The following is a 15070-nucleotide window of genomic DNA, read 5'->3' on the forward strand; positions in this document are numbered from 1 at the left end:
GCTTCAATCAGGCTCAGCCGCGCGCAATAACCGCAGCGTCAGCTTCGACCTTTTCGGCCGCTTTCTGGCGGATCAGCTTTTCCAGCTCGTCCACCAGATTGTCATTCGTCAGTTTCTGCGACGGCTTGCCGTCGATGTAAATCAGGTTTGGCGTGCCGCCGGTCAAGCCGATATGGGCTTCCTTGGCTTCGCCGGGGCCGTTGACCACACAACCGATCACCGCGACATCCAGCGGCACCAGCAGGTCTTCAAGGCGCCCTTCCAGCTCGTTCATGGTTTTCACCACATCGAAGTTCTGCCGCGAGCAACTCGGGCAGGCGATGAAGTTGATGCCACGGGAACGCAGATGCAAAGACTTGAGAATGTCGTAACCGACCTTCACTTCCTCGACCGGGTCGGCCGCCAGCGAGATGCGGATAGTATCGCCAATCCCCTCGGCGAGCAGCATACCTAGGCCCACGGCGGATTTCACTGTGCCCGAACGCAATCCACCGGCTTCGGTGATGCCCAGGTGCAGCGGCTGAACGATTTCTTTCGCCAGCAAGCGGTAGGCTTCGACGGCCATGAACACGTCAGAGGCCTTAACGCTGACCTTGAAGTCCTGGAAATTCAGGCGTTCGAGGTGCTCAACGTGACGCAAAGCAGATTCGACCAGCGCAGCAGGGGTCGGCTCGCCGTATTTCTTCTGCAGGTCTTTTTCCAGCGAGCCGGCGTTGACGCCGATGCGGATCGGAATGCCGCGATCACGCGCTGCATCGACCACCGCCCGAACACGGTCTTCACGACCGATGTTGCCCGGGTTGATACGCAGGCAGTCCACGCCCAGTTCGGCCACGCGCAGAGCGATCTTGTAGTCAAAGTGGATGTCGGCAACCAACGGCACTTTGACCAGTTGTTTGATCTTGCCGAACGCCTCGGCGGCGTCCATGTCCGGCACCGAGACGCGGACGATGTCGACGCCAGCGGCTTCCAGACGGTTGATTTGCGCAACAGTGGCGGCAACGTCATTGGTGTCGCTGTTGGTCATGCTCTGTACCGCGATCGGCGCATCGCCGCCCACCGGTACGTTGCCGACCCAGATCTTGCGCGAAACGCGACGTTTGATTGGAGATTCGCCGTGCATGACTTATTGACCCAACTTCAGGCGAGCAGTCTCGCCACTGGTGAACGGAGCGATATCGACCGGCTGGCCGTTGTAGCTGACCTGCGCGGCGCGGGCAACGCCCAGACGTACGTTAAGCGGCGGCTTGCCGGAAACGGTGACGCTATCGCCTTTATGCTTCAGACCACTGAAAATCACTTTGCCACGGCCATCGGTCACTTGTGCCCAGCAATCGGCACTGAACTGCAGTTGTACCTGACCATCGCCAACCACCGGAGCAGCCGCTTCTGCGGTAGCTGCTGATGCCGCAGGGGCTACCGGAGCAGTGACGGTCGGCGCTGGAGTGACCGGAGTGTTTGGCGCTGGAGTGGCCGGGTTAGCGACAACTGGCGCTGGGGTGTGAACCGGAGCAGTTGGCGTGGTGGCCGGAGCGACTGGAGCTGCTGGAGCAGTCGCTGGCGCAGCAGCTTCGGCACCGGTGGACTCAGCGGTGGTTTCAGACTGAGGCAGCGCCAACGCCGTTGAAGTATCGGCCTGGTTTTCCTCGACAGCCTGGTCTTCCGGCTCATCGATCGGGTGAATCTGGGTGGTGCCGTCAGCACCTTCGACTTCAACGTGCTCAGGCGCCAGCGACGTCAGGTCCTTGGTGCGCTGGGATGTCTGATCCTGCCACCAGACGAAACCGCCGCCGATGACCGCGATCAGCAACAGCAGGCTGACAATACGCAAAATGGTGTGGGAAACCCGCACAGGCTCTTCGATACGGCCAAGGGCATGCACGTTGCTGCCCTGGGAGTCGGTACCGGTGGACTGGTCGAACTGCTGAACCAGAACGGTCTGGTCCATGCCGAGCAATTTGGCATAAGCGCGAATGTAACCGCGAGCGAAGGTATGCCCCGGCAGCTTGTCGAAAGCGCCGGCTTCAAGATTGCTCAGGGAAGTCACGGTGAGGTTGAGCTTGAGGGCCACTTCGGCCAGCGACCAGCCATTGCTTTCGCGGGCCTGGCGCAGGGTCTCACCGGGGTTAACGCGATTCGCTGCTACAACTTCGGGATGCGCCGCTTTCATCATTGCTCCGACAGGTATTGCTGATATTCCGGCGTACCGGGATAGAGTCGTTTTAATTGCAGGCCATAACTGGCGGCCTTGTCGCGATCTTCAAACACTTTTGCCAGCCGAACGCCGAGCAATAGACTACGTGCATTTTGTTCGGTCAACTGGCTGAAACGGTCGTAATAGTCTCGCGCGGGCACATAATGCCTGTCTTCGAAGGACAACTCAGCCATTTCCAGCAAAGCACGTGGTTGTTGACGGTTCAAACGCAGTGCTTTTTCCAGCTGTTGCTGTGCCAGATCACGCTGACCGAGCTTCGCCGCCGTCATGCCGAGGTTCTCGAACACACGCGAACGCTCAGGATACAGGGTATCGGCGGCGGCCTGTTCAAAACGCTCGTAGGCTTCTTTATAACGCTGTTGTTCGTAGAGAAAACTGCCGTAGTTGTTGAGGATGCGCGCATCGGCGGGACGGGAGGACAAAGCCTTGCGGAAGTGTTCGTCGGCCAGCTCAGGCTCCATTTCGGACTGAAACACCAACCCGAGGGCAGCGTTGGCGTCAGGATCGGAACCGTCGATTTCCAGCGCCTTCTTCAGCGGCACCTTGGCACGCTCGGTCATGCCTTGCTGCAAGTATCCCAGCCCCAACTGCACGTAGGCAGCCCGCGCTTCATCGCGGCCCTTGCTGGTCTTCATCGGGTTGTAGTCACCCGACAGGACACAACCAGCACACAGGCTGGCCAACAGCAACAGCAGCGCAAAGCGCAGGGACATAGAGATCCTCTCTTAATTTGTGTTCGCGGCGTTCTGTGCCAGATCGCTGTCGGCGCTCAACTCGCGCACGGCGATGTAACGTTCGCTGCGACGGGTGCGATCCAGCACCTGCCCTACCAATTGACCACATGCAGCGTCGATGTCTTCACCACGGGTGGTGCGGACGGTGACGTTGAAACCGGCCTGATGCAACTGATCCTGGAAACGACGGATCGCGTTGTTGCTTGGCCGCTCGTACCCGGAATGCGGGAACGGGTTGAACGGAATCAGGTTGATCTTGCACGGAATATTCTTCAGTAGCTCGATCATCTCGACGGCGTGTTCAACCTTGTCGTTGATGTCCTTGAGCAAGGTGTACTCGATGGTCAGCACACGTTTCTCGCCAAGGGCGGACATGTAGCGCTGGCACGACTCGAGCAGCATCTTAAGCGGATACTTCTTGTTGATCGGCACCAATTGGTTACGCAATGCGTCATTCGGTGCGTGCAGGGACAACGCCAGGGAAACGTCGATGTGCTTGGCCAGCTCATCGATCATCGGCACCACACCCGAGGTGGACAGGGTCACGCGGCGCTTGGAGATCCCGTAGCCGAGGTCATCCATCATCAGATGCATGGCGGCGACGACGTTGTCGAAGTTCAGCAATGGCTCACCCATGCCCATCATCACCACGTTGGTGATGGCACGGTCGACGGTTGCCGGGACACTGCCGAAAGATTTGTTGGCAATCCACACCTGACCGATGACTTCGGCGGCGGTGAGGTTGCTATTGAAGCCTTGCTTGCCGGTGGAGCAGAAACTGCAATCCAGGGCACAGCCTGCCTGGGACGAAACGCACAGAGTGCCGCGTTTGCCCTGGGGAATGTACACGGTCTCGACGCAGCTGCCGGACGCCACGCGCACCACCCACTTACGGGTGCCGTCGCTGGAGATGTCCTCGCTGACCACTTCCGGACCACGGACCTCAGCAATGGCCTTGAGCTTGTCGCGCAAGGCCTTGCTGACGTTCGTCATGGCGTCGAAATCATCGACACCAAAGTGGTGAATCCATTTCATTACCTGACCGGCACGGAAACGCTTCTCCCCGATTGAGTCGAAGAATTTTTCCATTTCCTGTTGAGTCAGACCCAGCAGGTTGGTTTTTACAGTCGATGTAGTCATGGATTCACCTTCACTCTTAAGCCAATGCTTAGCGAGTGGTTACTTCAGTAGCTGCGAAGAAGTACGAGATTTCACGAGCAGCTGCGGCTTCGGAGTCCGAACCGTGAACAGCGTTGGCGTCGATGGAATCAGCGAAGTCAGCGCGGATGGTGCCGGCAGCAGCTTCTTTAGGGTTGGTAGCGCCCATCAGCTCACGGTTCAGAGCGATAGCGTTTTCGCCTTCCAGAACCTGAACAACAACAGGACCGGAGATCATGAAAGCAACCAGGTCGCCGAAGAAACCACGAGCGCTGTGCTCAGCGTAGAAGCCTTCAGCTTCAGCTTTGGACAGTTGCTTCAGTTTCGAAGCTACAACGCGCAGGCCGGCTTTTTCGAAACGAGTGGTGATTTCGCCAATGACGTTTTTTGCAACAGCGTCAGGCTTGATGATGGAGAAAGTGCGTTGAACAGCCATGGTGTAACTCCAGAAACGGTAATTTGCGAAAAATTAAACCCGCGAATTATACGCGGGTTCTTGGGTATTGCCTAACCTGCGAGACGATCAGTCCAATTCTTTGGCCCAGAGCTCCTGAACCGCTTCCAGCACCTTCTCGCCGACACGGCCAGAAGTGCTATCGAAGTCAGGCAGATCCAGGATCATCTGCTGCAGACGGACAAAACCTACAGAATACGGATCGACGCCGTCATGGGCCTCGGCCAATTCTTCTGCAATACGTTGAACATCATTCCAACCGTAGCTCATGACAGTCTTACCAGTCAGTGCGGCGCTTCGGCCGCATGGTTAAGCGAATATTTCGGAATTTCGACGGTGATGTCTTCTTCACCAACGATAGCCTGGCAAGCCAGACGCGATTGCGCTTCCAGACCCCAGGCACGATCGAGGAAATCTTCTTCCAGCTCGTCGGCCTCTTCCATCGAGTCGAAACCCTCGCGGATGATGCAGTGGCAGGTGGTGCAAGCGCAGACACCGCCGCAAGCGCTTTCCATCTCGATGTGGTGTTCGTGGGCCAGTTCGAGAATCGATGTGCCGGGCGCAGCCTCTACAACCATGCCTTCAGGGCAGAACTTCTCGTGGGGCAGAAAAATGACCTGCGGCATCAGATATCCTCGATTTCATTCAGATTGCGCCCCGACAGAGCGGCTTTCACCGTCAGATCCATGCGGCGGGCAGCAAAAGCATCGGTCACTTGCGACAGACGCTTGGTCTGCTGCTCGATGGCGTAACCATCAGTGCCTTTCATCAGTTCGGCCAGTTCCTGCAACTGCAGATCGATGACCATGCGCTCTTCGGCGTCGAGCAAACGCTCGCCATCGGCCTCCAGAGCGCCCTGCACCGCTTCGATCAAGCGTTGGGCATCGACTTGCTGCTCACGCAGAACGCGGGCGACTTTGTCGTCATTGGCATGCTGGAACGAATCCTTGAGCATCTTGGCGATTTCGCCGTCGGTCAGACCGTAGGACGGCTTGACCTGAATGCTTGCCTCAACGCCTGAACCCAACTCACGGGCGGAAACGCTGAGCAGACCGTCGGCATCGACCTGGAAGGTCACACGAATCTTCGCCGCACCGGCGACCATCGCTGGAATGCCGCGCAATTCGAAGCGCGCCAGCGAGCGGCAGTCACTGATCAGCTCACGCTCGCCCTGCAATACGTGGATCGCCATGGCCGACTGGCCATCTTTATAAGTAGTGAAATCTTGTGCGCGAGCGACGGGGATGGTGGTGTTGCGCGGAATCACCTTCTCCATCAGGCCGCCCATGGTTTCCAGCCCCAGGGACAGTGGAATCACGTCGAGCAGCAGCAGTTCGCCACCATCGCGTTTGTTGCCAGCCAAGGTGTCGGCCTGGATCGCGGCACCGATGGCCACCACTTGATCCGGATCGATTTCGGTCAGCGGCTGACGACCGAAGGCTTCGGCAACGGCTTCGCGAACACGCGGAACGCGCGTCGAACCGCCAACCATGACCACGGCGTGCACGTCTTCCAGCTCAATACCGGAATCACGGACAGCGCGGCGGCAGGCTTTCAGGCTGCGAGCGACCATCGGCTCGATCAGCGCATCGAAGGCTTCACGGGTCAGCTGTGCTTTCCAGTCGCCATAGGCCACTTCAACGCTGGCCGCATCGGTCAGGGCTTCTTTGGCCGCGCAAGCGGTTTGCAGCAGATTGCGTTGTGCGCCCGGATCGAGATCGGCGGACAGACCCGCGCTCTCGATGATCCAGCCGGCAATCGCGTGATCGAAGTCATCGCCACCCAGCGCGCTATCGCCGCCAGTGGCCAGAACTTCGAAAACACCGCCGGTCAGACGCAGAATGGAAATATCGAAAGTACCGCCGCCGAGGTCATAAATAGCGACCAGGCCTTCAGCGTGCTGATCCAGACCGTACGCCACAGCGGCCGCAGTCGGCTCATTGAGCAGACGCAGCACGTTCAAACCCGCCAATTTGGCCGCATCCTTGGTCGCTTGACGCTGGGCATCGTCGAAATACGCCGGAACGGTGATCACCGCACCCACCAGTTCGCCACCCAACGTCGCTTCAGCGCGCTGACGCAGCACCTTGAGGATATCGGCGGAGACTTCGACCGGGCTTTTCGGGCCTTGCACGGTATCGATGAACGGCATGTGCGATTCGCCACCGACAAAGCGGTAGGGCAGTTGTTCGCCCAATTGCTTGACGTCGGACAGACCACGACCCATCAAGCGCTTGACCGACAGCACGGTGTTCAAAGGATCGGAAGCGGCGGCCAGTTTGGCCGACTCGCCGACTTCGACGCGATCGGCGTGGTAACGCACAGCGGACGGCAGGATGACCTGCCCGTTTGCGTCAGCCAACGGCTCGGAAAGACCACTGCGCAACGCAGCGACCAGCGAATTGGTAGTGCCCAAGTCGATCCCCACAGCCAGACGACGCTGGTGCGGTTGAGGACTTTGGCCGGGTTCGGCGATCTGCAGTAGGGCCATCGTGATCAGGACTTATCTGTATATCAGGCGTGCGACCGGAGCGGCACTGGGTTAATCGTCGAGGCGCTCTTCTAACTGGCGCACTTCGTAGGTGAGCTTGTCGAGGAACTGCATGCGCCGCATCAGGCGTTCGGCCTGTTCGCGTTGCGCCGCATCATCCCAACAGGCTGCGAAGCTTTCATTGAGTTCTTCCTGAGCCACTTTCAAGCGCCGCTTGAACACGGCGACACCTTCGAGGTCAGCACTGTCCTGGAGGTCTTCGAGCTCTTCGCGCCATTGCATCTGCTGCAGAAGAAACTCGGGATCATGGACCGTGACTTCCATCGGCACTTCATGCCCGCTGATGGTCAGCAGGTAGCGTGCGCGCTGGGCCGGACTCTTGAGCGTCTGATAGGCGTCGTTGAGCCGCGCAGACTGCTCGAGTGCCGACCGCTGCTCACGCTCGGAAGCGTCGGCAAAGCGATCAGGATGAACGCCGCGCGCCAACTCACGATAGCGCGTAGCCAACTGCTCGAGATCCAGACGGAAACCCGGTTGCAGCTCGAATAAAGCGAAATGACAAGGAATACCCACGACAAGCCTCAGATGTTGAAGCTTTCGCCGCAGCCACATTCACCGCGTACGTTGGGGTTGTTGAACTTGAAGCCTTCGTTCAACCCTTCCTTGACGAAATCGAGCTCGGTGCCGTCCAGGTAGGCCAGGCTTTTCGGGTCGATGATCACTTTTTCGCCGTGACTCTCGAACACCTGATCCTCTGCAACCACCTCGTCGACAAACTCCAGCACGTAGGCAAGGCCGGAACAGCCTGTGGTGCGAACACCCAGACGAATCCCTTCACCTTTGCCGCGCCCGTCGAGGGAGCGCCGCACGTGTCGAGCAGCCGCTTCTGTCATGCTGATAGCCATCGGTGACTCCTTACTCGTCGCCTAATCCAGAAAGTCAGATCAAGCCTTTCTTCTGCTTGTAATCGCGAACAGCCGCTTTGATAGCGTCTTCAGCCAGTACCGAGCAGTGAATTTTCACTGGCGGCAGGGCCAGTTCTTCGGCCAGCTGAGTGTTCTTGATGGTTTCTGCTTCGTCTAGGGTCTTACCCTTCATCCACTCGGTGGCGAGGGAGCTGGACGCGATAGCCGAACCGCAGCCGTAGGTCTTGAACTTGGCATCTTCGATGATGCCAGCGTCGTTGACCTTGATTTGCAGACGCATCACGTCGCCGCACGCCGGAGCGCCGACCATGCCGGTGCCGACATCAGGATCTTCCGCGTTCATCTTGCCGACGTTGCGCGGGTTTTCGTAGTGGTCGATGACCTTTTCGCTGTAAGCCATGATTCTCAATCCTCACTCATCAGGGCCGCTCTTGAGACCCTGCAACTGCGCTGCGTAAACCGCCGCGTCGCTACAGGATCTGTATCTGGCGGCTTCTATATTTAGTGTGCCGCCCACTCGATTTTCGAGATATCGACGCCGTCTTTGTACATGTCCCACAGCGGCGACAGAGCGCGCAGCTTGGTAACGGCCTCGCAGACTTTCTGCGCGGCGTAGTCGATTTCTTCTTCGGTGGTGAAACGGCCGAAGGTGAAGCGGATCGAGCTGTGCGCCAGTTCGTCATTGCGGCCCAAGGCGCGCAGCACGTACGAAGGCTCGAGCGACGCCGAGGTGCAGGCCGAACCGGACGATACCGCCAGATCCTTGAGCGCCATGATCAGCGACTCGCCTTCAACGTAGTTGAAGCTCAGGTTCAGGTTGTGCGGAACGCGGGCGGTCAGGCTGCCGTTGACGTACAGCTCTTCCAGATGCTCGACCTGCTTGTAGAAGCGGTCGCTCAAGGCTTTGATACGGACGTTTTCAGCAGCCATGTCTTCTTTGGCTACGCGGAACGCTTCACCCATACCGACGATCTGGTGGGTCGCCAGGGTGCCGGAACGCATGCCGCGCTCGTGACCGCCGCCGTGCATGGTCGCTTCGATGCGCACACGCGGCTTGCGGCTGACGTACAGCGCGCCGATGCCTTTAGGGCCGTAGGTTTTGTGGGCGGAGAACGACATCATGTCGACTTTCAGTTTCTGCAGGTCAATCTCGACCTTGCCAGTGGACTGAGCGGCGTCGACGTGGAACAGAACGCCCTTGGCGCGGAGCATTTCGCCGATCGCGGCGATGTCGTTAACGGTGCCGATTTCGTTGTTCACGTGCATTACGGAGACCAAAATGGTGTCTTCGCGCAGTGCAGCTTCAATCATGGACGGGGTGATCAGACCGTCTTCGGTCGGCTCGAGGTAAGTAACCTCGAAACCTTCACGCTCCAGTTGGCGCATGGTGTCGAGGACAGCCTTGTGCTCAATCTTGGAGGTGATCAGGTGCTTGCCCTTGGAGCCGTAGAAATGTGCCGCGCCCTTGATTGCCAGGTTGTCGGACTCGGTAGCACCGGAAGTCCAGACGATTTCGCGCGGATCAGCGTTGACCAGATCGGCCACCTGACGACGGGCGTTTTCAACGGACTCTTCAGCCTTCCAGCCGAACACGTGGGAACGGGACGCCGGGTTACCGAAGTTTCCGTCGACCAGCAGGCATTCACTCATTTTTTGCGCAACACGCGGATCAACCGGGGTGGTCGCAGAGTAATCAAGGTAAATCGGCAATTTCATGGACTATCTCCTAAATCAGGGCTGGCGTGCCGCTAGCTCTCTGGCTGTCATTCGACGGCGGACGCTTCAATCTTGTCCAGGCGTGGCGCCTTGCTGTTGCAACGGCGCTGGTCCTGACGCTGGGCTACTTCTTGCACCTCACGGCGAGTCACAAGATCAGCCAAGCTGATACCACTTAGAAATTCGTGAATCTGCAGGCTCAAATCGCACCACAGATGATGGGTCAGGCAGGTGTCGCCGGAATGGCAATCGCCCTGGCCCTGGCATTTGGTGGCATCGACCGATTCATTTACTGCATCGATCACCTGGGCGACCTGGATACCCTGCATCTCGCGGGACAACTGGTAGCCACCACCCGGGCCGCGAACACTGGAAACCAGGTTACTGCGGCGCAGCTTGGCGAACAGCTGTTCGAGGTAGGACAGGGAGATGCCTTGGCGCTCGGAGATATCGGCCAGGGACACGGGCCCGTGCTGCGCGTGCAACGCCAGGTCGAGCATGGCGGTCACGGCGTATCGGCCTTTTGTAGTCAGTCGCATGGACAGTTACCACGGAGTTCAGAATGGGGCGAGTATGCAATTCCCGAGTATTTAAGTCAACTTTAAGACCTAGTACTTTAGTCAGGTTTACCCGCAAAAGAGCGCGCGAATGATAGCAGGGTCTGCGGCCTAATGGCACACCGGTTGACGCAAGCCTCTGTAGGAGCTGCCGAAGGCTGCGATCTTTTGATTCTGTGAAAGACAAGATCAAAAGATCGCAGCCTTCGGCAGCTCCTACAGGAGGCGCTAGCTGGCTTTGGACTCGTCTTTGCCTTTGACGCAGGCGAAGTCTTCTTCACGCAGTTCAGGCAGATCTTTCGCACAGTAATTGCTACCCAGATCCTTCAGCGCGCCGCACATCCCCTCCAGCCGCCCGTCCACCGCTTGCAGGTGATCGAGCAACTGACCAATGGCGCGCGCCACCGGGTCAGGCATGTCTTCGCTGACGCCGTAGGCATCGAAACCGATCTTCTCGGCCATGGCCTTGCGCTTGGCATCCTGCTCTTCATCGGACTTGACGATGATGCGCCCGGGAATACCGACAACAGTGGCGCCCGGCGGCACTTCTTTGGTCACCACGGCGTTGGAACCAACCTTGGCACCAGCGCCGACGGTGAACGGGCCGAGCACCTTGGCGCCCGCGCCCACGACCACACCATCACCCAGCGTCGGGTGGCGTTTGCCCTTATTCCAGCTAGTGCCGCCGAGGGTCACGCCCTGATAAATAGTCACGTCATCGCCAATCTCGGCGGTTTCACCGATGACGATACCCATGCCATGGTCGATAAAGAAACGACGACCGACCTTGGCCCCCGGATGAATCTCGATCCCGGTCAGCCAGCGACCGAAGTTCGACACCAGCCGCGCCAGCCATTTCAGCTCGTTGCGCCAGAGCATGCCGGCCAATCGATGGATCCAGATCGCATGCATGCCGGGGTAGCAGGTCAGGACTTCAAAAGCGTTACGCGCCGCCGGGTCTCGATGGAATACGCTCTGGATATCTTCACGCAAACGCTCAAACATCATTTAGTCCTTCCGCTTAAGAAGCTCACCACGGGCCGCTTTCTGGGTTTCCGTGAGGATGCCACGCAAAATATTCATTTCCGCCCGGCTGACCGAGCTGCGTCCGTACAACCGACGCAGGCGCGCCATCAAGTGCCGTGGTTTCTCGGGATCGAGGAATTCGATGGCGACCAGTGTCTGCTCCAGATGCTCATAGAAGCGTTCCAATTCATCCATGGTCGCCAGCTCGGCGCTTTTCACCGAAGCCACTTCTTCTTTCTCGATCTTGCTCGGCTGGCCTTGGGCGGCCAGCCAGGCCATGCGCACCTCATAGCTCAACACCTGCACCGCCGCGCCGAGGTTCAGCGAACTGAACTCAGGGTCGGAGGGGATATGCACGTGAAAGTGACATCGCTGCAGCTCTTCGTTGGTCAGACCGGAATCTTCACGACCGAATACCAGAGCGATTTCGGCGCCCTGCCCGGCTTCCTCGACTACTTTGGTGCCGCACTCGCGCGGATCCAGCAGTGGCCAGGGAATGCGGCGGTCACGGGCGCTGGTGCCAAGCACCAGATTGCAGCCGACCAAGGCATCTTCCAAGGTGGCGACGACTTGCGCATTTTCAAGGATGTCACCGGCACCGGAAGCACGAGCATCGGCTTCGTGGTGCGGGAAGACCCGCGGTTCGACCAGCACCAATCGCGACAGACCCATGTTTTTCATGGCGCGCGCGGCCCCGCCGATGTTGCCGGGGTGGCTGGTATTGACCAGGACGACACGAATGTTCTGCAGCAAGGGAGGCGCTCTCGGACACAGGAAAGGGGTGCAAATCTTACAGAACAGCCTACCGTTAAGCTATGAAAGCGAACAGCGTCCTTCACCTGAAGAAAAGTTCTGATAGAATGCGCGGCTTTCTTTAACAACCTTAGGTGACACATCCATGCAGCCCATGCTGAATATCGCGCTGCGCGCCGCCCGCAGCGCCAGTGAACTGATCTTCCGCTCCATCGAGCGCCTGGATACCATCAAGGTCGACGAAAAAGACGCCAAGGATTATGTATCCGAGGTAGACCGCGCCGCCGAACAGAAAATCATCGACGCCCTGCGCAAGGCATACCCGAATCACTCGATCCAGGGTGAAGAGACCGGCATGCACGCCGGCACCGGTATCGAAGGCGAAGAGTACCTGTGGATCATCGATCCACTGGACGGCACCACCAACTTCCTGCGTGGCATTCCTCACTTCGCTGTCAGCATTGCCTGTAAGTACCGTGGCCGCCTGGAGCACGCAGTGGTTCTGGACCCGGTTCGCCAGGAAGAATTCACCGCCAGCCGTGGTCGCGGCGCTCAACTGAACGGTCGTCGCCTGCGCGTCAGCGGTCGTACCAGCCTTGACGGCGCCCTGCTGGGTACCGGTTTCCCGTTCCGTGACGACCAGATGGACAACCTCGACAACTACCTGGGCATGTTCCGCGCCCTGGTTGGCCAGACTGCCGGCATCCGCCGTGCCGGTTCGGCAAGCCTGGACCTGGCTTATGTCGCTGCCGGTCGTTTCGACGCGTTCTGGGAATCGGGTCTGTCCGAGTGGGACATGGCTGCAGGCGCCCTGCTGATTCAAGAAGCTGGCGGCCTGGTGAGCGACTTCACCGGCGGTCACGACTTCCTTGAAAAAGGCCACATCGTTGCCGGCAACACCAAATGCTTCAAGGCAGTACTGACGGCGATCCAGCCGCACCTGCCGGCTTCGCTGAAGCGCTAAGCTTCACGCGAAAGGAAAAAAGCACCCTTCGGGGTGCTTTTTTTATGCCTGGAATTCGATCTTCAGACCACCAAAATCTTCATGTGGGAGCGAGCCTGCTCGCGAATGCATTCTGACAATCAACATTGATGCCGGCTGGCACACCGCATTCGCGAGCAGGCTCGCTTGTATGGTAGGACTTGAAGGGAGGAGGAGGGACAAGGCTCGATTCTGACTGTTGACGCAGCACAGACCGTGGGAGATTTCGCCCCTCCTCCTTTCACCCAAGCGCCGATAAAGAATGCATCTGGCTAGACCGACGATAGGAACAAGCCTGCGCCTCTGGGTGAGCCCTTCAAGTGCTCAAACCTTATCCCGGAGGAAATCCTGTGGCAATGCCAGTCGCTCTATCAAATCCGATCGTTGGCGTGGATGTCGCCAAAAATGAACTGGTGATTTATCAGGCCGATAGCGATCTGCTTGAAGCGATTCCCAACACCAAAACATCCATTAAGCAGTGGCTGAAGGCCTTGCTCGGCCCCGTGTCTATTGCCATTGAGGCTACAAACATCTACCACTTGGAATTCGCTGATTTGGCCTATGCGGCCGGTTGCACGATTTACATGGTGGGCGGCTATGAACTCAAACATTACCGCGAAGGCGTGAAGATCCGCGCCAAAACCGACGCCTTGGACGCCAAGTTGCTGGCCCGTTACCTGAAGAACGAAGCCGAGGAGTTGCGCCCCTGGACCCCGCCATCACCGCTGTACCGCCAGCTCCTGAGCCTTTTCCGCCGCCGCGCGGCTTTGGTCCAGGCAAGGGTCGGCCTGGTGCAGAGCTGGTCGAATGAGCCGCTATTGAAGGCAGCTTTTGCTGAACAAATAAAATCCATGCAGCGGCTTGAAACGATGATCGAAAAGACGATCAACGATCAGCTCAAACAAGCCGGTTTGCTCGGCCAATTGAAGCGTTGCCTGAAAGTTGAGGGCATTGGATTTCTGACCGGAGCGCGCCTGCTCACGGCGTTTCAGCGGGGGGAGTTTAGCAACGCGGATGCGTTTATCGCCTTCCTGGGCATGGATTTAAGGGTATCGAAATCAGGGCAAAAGGACGGTCGCCGCAGCTTGACCAAGCGCGGAGACCCCGAGGCCCGCCGACTTTTGCACAACGCTGCGATGTCGGCTAGCCGTACGAAAGCCTGGAAAGGGTTTTACGAGGCCCAAAGAGCACGGGGTTTCAGCACCACGCAGGCGTTGGTGATGCCGGCTCGCAAACTTGCTCGGGTGGTATTCGCCTTGCTGAAAGGGCAAAGCGAATACCAGACAAAAGTCAGTTGAGGGCTTCCCCTCAACCATAGAATCTCCCACAGGGGGGGGGGGCACGGTTTAGCCAAAAATTGCGGGTACAAAAAAAGCACCCCGCAGGGTGCTTCTTGTTAAAACAGTCGGTACTTACTGAGCCGGCTCATTCTGCGACAGAATCAGCTTGCCTTCCTTGTCGACCGGAATCTGGTTGCCCGGATCACGATCCATCCGCACCTTGCCCTCCTTGCCATCGAGCGAGTAACGCACGTCGTAACCGACGACCTTGTCGCTGATGTCGTTGACCGTGTTGCAGCGGGTTTGCGTGGTGGTGTAGGTGTCACGCTCTTGCATGCCTTCCTGCACCTTGTTACCCGCATAACCGCCACCGACCGCACCGGCCACCGTGGCAATTTTCTTGCCGGTGCCGCCGCCAATCTGATTACCCAGCAAACCACCTGCCAGCGCACCGACGACGGTACCGGCAATCTGGTGTTGATCTTTTACCGGTGCCTGACGAGTCACTGTCACGTCCTTGCACACTTCACGTGGAGTCTTGATCTGTGTTTTAACCGGTTCAACGGCCAATACTTGCGCATACTCAGGGCCGCTTTTAACCAGGCTGTAGGTGGCAACAGCACCCCCGGCAGTTACACCGACAGCACCCAATACCGCACCAACCAGCAACGACTTGTTCACATGAACCTCCTGACCATCACATGCGGGACGCGCCCGCGCTTCTCCCAGCCTTGGAGCATAAAAAAAGGCGCGAGTTCAACTCGCGCCTTTCTTGGGC

The 15070-nt window shown here is 58.4% G+C and carries 18 protein-coding genes; 2 read left to right on the forward strand and 16 right to left on the reverse strand.

What is annotated here, in order from left to right; translation table 11 throughout:
• Positions 1-13: 13 nt before the first annotated feature.
• The 15 genes from ispG to trmJ all read right to left on the reverse strand — a co-directional run bounded on the left by ispG (position 14) and on the right by trmJ (position 12030).
• A complete protein-coding gene (gene ispG, locus ACOYXH_RS19870; RefSeq protein WP_003227888.1) occupies positions 14-1123 on the reverse strand; it encodes a flavodoxin-dependent (E)-4-hydroxy-3-methylbut-2-enyl-diphosphate synthase in 1110 nt (369 codons plus the stop codon).
• Between the two features lie 3 nt (positions 1124-1126).
• Positions 1127-2170 (reverse strand): RodZ domain-containing protein, encoded by a 1044-nt coding sequence (locus ACOYXH_RS19875; RefSeq protein ID WP_095048350.1) that lies wholly within the window; start codon positions 2168-2170, stop codon positions 1127-1129.
• Positions 2170-2928, reverse strand: a complete 759-nt coding sequence (gene pilW, locus ACOYXH_RS19880; protein ID WP_093430650.1) for a type IV pilus biogenesis/stability protein PilW — start codon at positions 2926-2928, stop codon at positions 2170-2172. The genes ACOYXH_RS19875 and pilW overlap by 1 nt, the downstream gene beginning before the upstream one ends.
• 12 nt (positions 2929-2940) lie before the next feature.
• Entirely contained in the window at positions 2941-4089 is a 1149-nt protein-coding gene (gene rlmN, locus ACOYXH_RS19885; protein ID WP_016984373.1) for a dual-specificity RNA methyltransferase RlmN, read from the reverse strand.
• Positions 4090-4117: 28 nt separating this feature from the next.
• Complete coding sequence (gene ndk, locus ACOYXH_RS19890) at positions 4118-4543, reverse strand: nucleoside-diphosphate kinase (RefSeq protein ID WP_007916882.1); 426 nt, start codon at positions 4541-4543, stop codon at positions 4118-4120.
• 87 nt (positions 4544-4630) lie between these two features.
• Complete coding sequence (iscX, locus tag ACOYXH_RS19895) at positions 4631-4831, reverse strand: Fe-S cluster assembly protein IscX (RefSeq protein ID WP_447787020.1); 201 nt, start codon at positions 4829-4831, stop codon at positions 4631-4633.
• Between the two features lie 14 nt (positions 4832-4845).
• Positions 4846-5187 (reverse strand): ISC system 2Fe-2S type ferredoxin, encoded by a 342-nt coding sequence (fdx, locus tag ACOYXH_RS19900; RefSeq protein WP_007916885.1) that lies wholly within the window; start codon positions 5185-5187, stop codon positions 4846-4848.
• Positions 5187-7052: a Fe-S protein assembly chaperone HscA gene (hscA, locus tag ACOYXH_RS19905; protein ID WP_099757101.1), complete on the reverse strand. Its 1866-nt coding sequence runs from the start codon at positions 7050-7052 to the stop codon at positions 5187-5189. Before hscA ends, fdx begins: the two co-directional genes overlap by 1 nt.
• Before the next feature lie 51 nt (positions 7053-7103).
• Positions 7104-7625, reverse strand: a complete 522-nt coding sequence (gene hscB / locus ACOYXH_RS19910; protein WP_095048351.1) for a co-chaperone HscB — start codon at positions 7623-7625, stop codon at positions 7104-7106.
• 8 nt (positions 7626-7633) lie between these two features.
• Positions 7634-7957: an iron-sulfur cluster assembly protein IscA gene (gene iscA, locus ACOYXH_RS19915; RefSeq protein WP_003227904.1), complete on the reverse strand. Its 324-nt coding sequence runs from the start codon at positions 7955-7957 to the stop codon at positions 7634-7636.
• Between the two features lie 34 nt (positions 7958-7991).
• Positions 7992-8378, reverse strand: a complete 387-nt coding sequence (gene iscU, locus ACOYXH_RS19920) for a Fe-S cluster assembly scaffold IscU (RefSeq protein WP_007916892.1) — start codon at positions 8376-8378, stop codon at positions 7992-7994.
• A gap of 101 nt (positions 8379-8479) precedes the next feature.
• A complete protein-coding gene (locus ACOYXH_RS19925) occupies positions 8480-9694 on the reverse strand; it encodes an IscS subfamily cysteine desulfurase (RefSeq protein WP_095048352.1) in 1215 nt (404 codons plus the stop codon).
• 47 nt (positions 9695-9741) lie between these two features.
• Positions 9742-10233 (reverse strand): Fe-S cluster assembly transcriptional regulator IscR, encoded by a 492-nt coding sequence (gene iscR, locus ACOYXH_RS19930; protein ID WP_038362955.1) that lies wholly within the window; start codon positions 10231-10233, stop codon positions 9742-9744.
• 246 nt (positions 10234-10479) lie between these two features.
• Complete coding sequence (cysE, locus tag ACOYXH_RS19935) at positions 10480-11256, reverse strand: serine O-acetyltransferase (RefSeq protein WP_007916901.1); 777 nt, start codon at positions 11254-11256, stop codon at positions 10480-10482.
• 3 nt (positions 11257-11259) lie between these two features.
• The gene (trmJ, locus tag ACOYXH_RS19940; protein ID WP_007916903.1) at positions 11260-12030 is read right to left on the reverse strand and encodes a tRNA (cytosine(32)/uridine(32)-2'-O)-methyltransferase TrmJ; all 771 of its coding nucleotides are present in this window, start codon (positions 12028-12030) and stop codon (positions 11260-11262) included.
• Between the two features lie 145 nt (positions 12031-12175).
• Here trmJ and suhB point away from each other — a divergent pair, with 145 nt between their 5' ends.
• Entirely contained in the window at positions 12176-12994 is an 819-nt protein-coding gene (suhB, locus tag ACOYXH_RS19945) for a type III secretion system regulator SuhB (RefSeq protein WP_095048353.1), read from the forward strand.
• 374 nt (positions 12995-13368) lie between these two features.
• Positions 13369-14310 carry an IS110 family transposase gene (locus ACOYXH_RS19950; RefSeq protein WP_460067285.1) on the forward strand — a complete coding sequence of 314 codons (942 nt, stop codon included), beginning with the start codon at positions 13369-13371 and terminating at the stop codon, positions 14308-14310.
• Between the two features lie 114 nt (positions 14311-14424).
• Here ACOYXH_RS19950 and ACOYXH_RS19955 read toward each other — a convergent pair whose 3' ends face one another.
• On the reverse strand, positions 14425-14973 hold the full coding sequence (locus tag ACOYXH_RS19955) for a glycine zipper 2TM domain-containing protein (protein WP_007916907.1): 549 nt from the start codon (positions 14971-14973) through the stop codon (positions 14425-14427).
• Between the last annotated feature and the right edge of the window lie 97 nt (positions 14974-15070).

It is taken from the genome of Pseudomonas sp. Mb7 (assembly GCF_054790525.1).

Coding starts and splice junctions, on each gene's coding strand:
- ispG (WP_003227888.1), bottom strand. CDS start 1,123: ATGCACGGCGAATCTCCAATCAAACGTCGCGTTTCGCGCAAGATCTGG.
- ACOYXH_RS19875 (WP_095048350.1), bottom strand. CDS start 2,170: ATGAAAGCGGCGCATCCCGAAGTTGTAGCAGCGAATCGCGTTAACCCC.
- pilW (WP_093430650.1), bottom strand. CDS start 2,928: ATGTCCCTGCGCTTTGCGCTGCTGTTGCTGTTGGCCAGCCTGTGTGCT.
- rlmN (WP_016984373.1), bottom strand. CDS start 4,089: ATGACTACATCGACTGTAAAAACCAACCTGCTGGGTCTGACTCAACAG.
- ndk (WP_007916882.1), bottom strand. CDS start 4,543: ATGGCTGTTCAACGCACTTTCTCCATCATCAAGCCTGACGCTGTTGCA.
- iscX (WP_447787020.1), bottom strand. CDS start 4,831: ATGAGCTACGGTTGGAATGATGTTCAACGTATTGCAGAAGAATTGGCC.
- fdx (WP_007916885.1), bottom strand. CDS start 5,187: ATGCCGCAGGTCATTTTTCTGCCCCACGAGAAGTTCTGCCCTGAAGGC.
- hscA (WP_099757101.1), bottom strand. CDS start 7,052: ATGGCCCTACTGCAGATCGCCGAACCCGGCCAAAGTCCTCAACCGCAC.
- iscA (WP_003227904.1), bottom strand. CDS start 7,957: ATGGCTATCAGCATGACAGAAGCGGCTGCTCGACACGTGCGGCGCTCC.
- iscU (WP_007916892.1), bottom strand. CDS start 8,378: ATGGCTTACAGCGAAAAGGTCATCGACCACTACGAAAACCCGCGCAAC.
- ACOYXH_RS19925 (WP_095048352.1), bottom strand. CDS start 9,694: ATGAAATTGCCGATTTACCTTGATTACTCTGCGACCACCCCGGTTGAT.
- iscR (WP_038362955.1), bottom strand. CDS start 10,233: ATGCGACTGACTACAAAAGGCCGATACGCCGTGACCGCCATGCTCGAC.
- cysE (WP_007916901.1), bottom strand. CDS start 11,256: ATGTTTGAGCGTTTGCGTGAAGATATCCAGAGCGTATTCCATCGAGAC.
- suhB (WP_095048353.1), top strand. CDS start 12,176: ATGCAGCCCATGCTGAATATCGCGCTGCGCGCCGCCCGCAGCGCCAGT.
- ACOYXH_RS19950 (WP_460067285.1), top strand. CDS start 13,369: ATGCCAGTCGCTCTATCAAATCCGATCGTTGGCGTGGATGTCGCCAAA.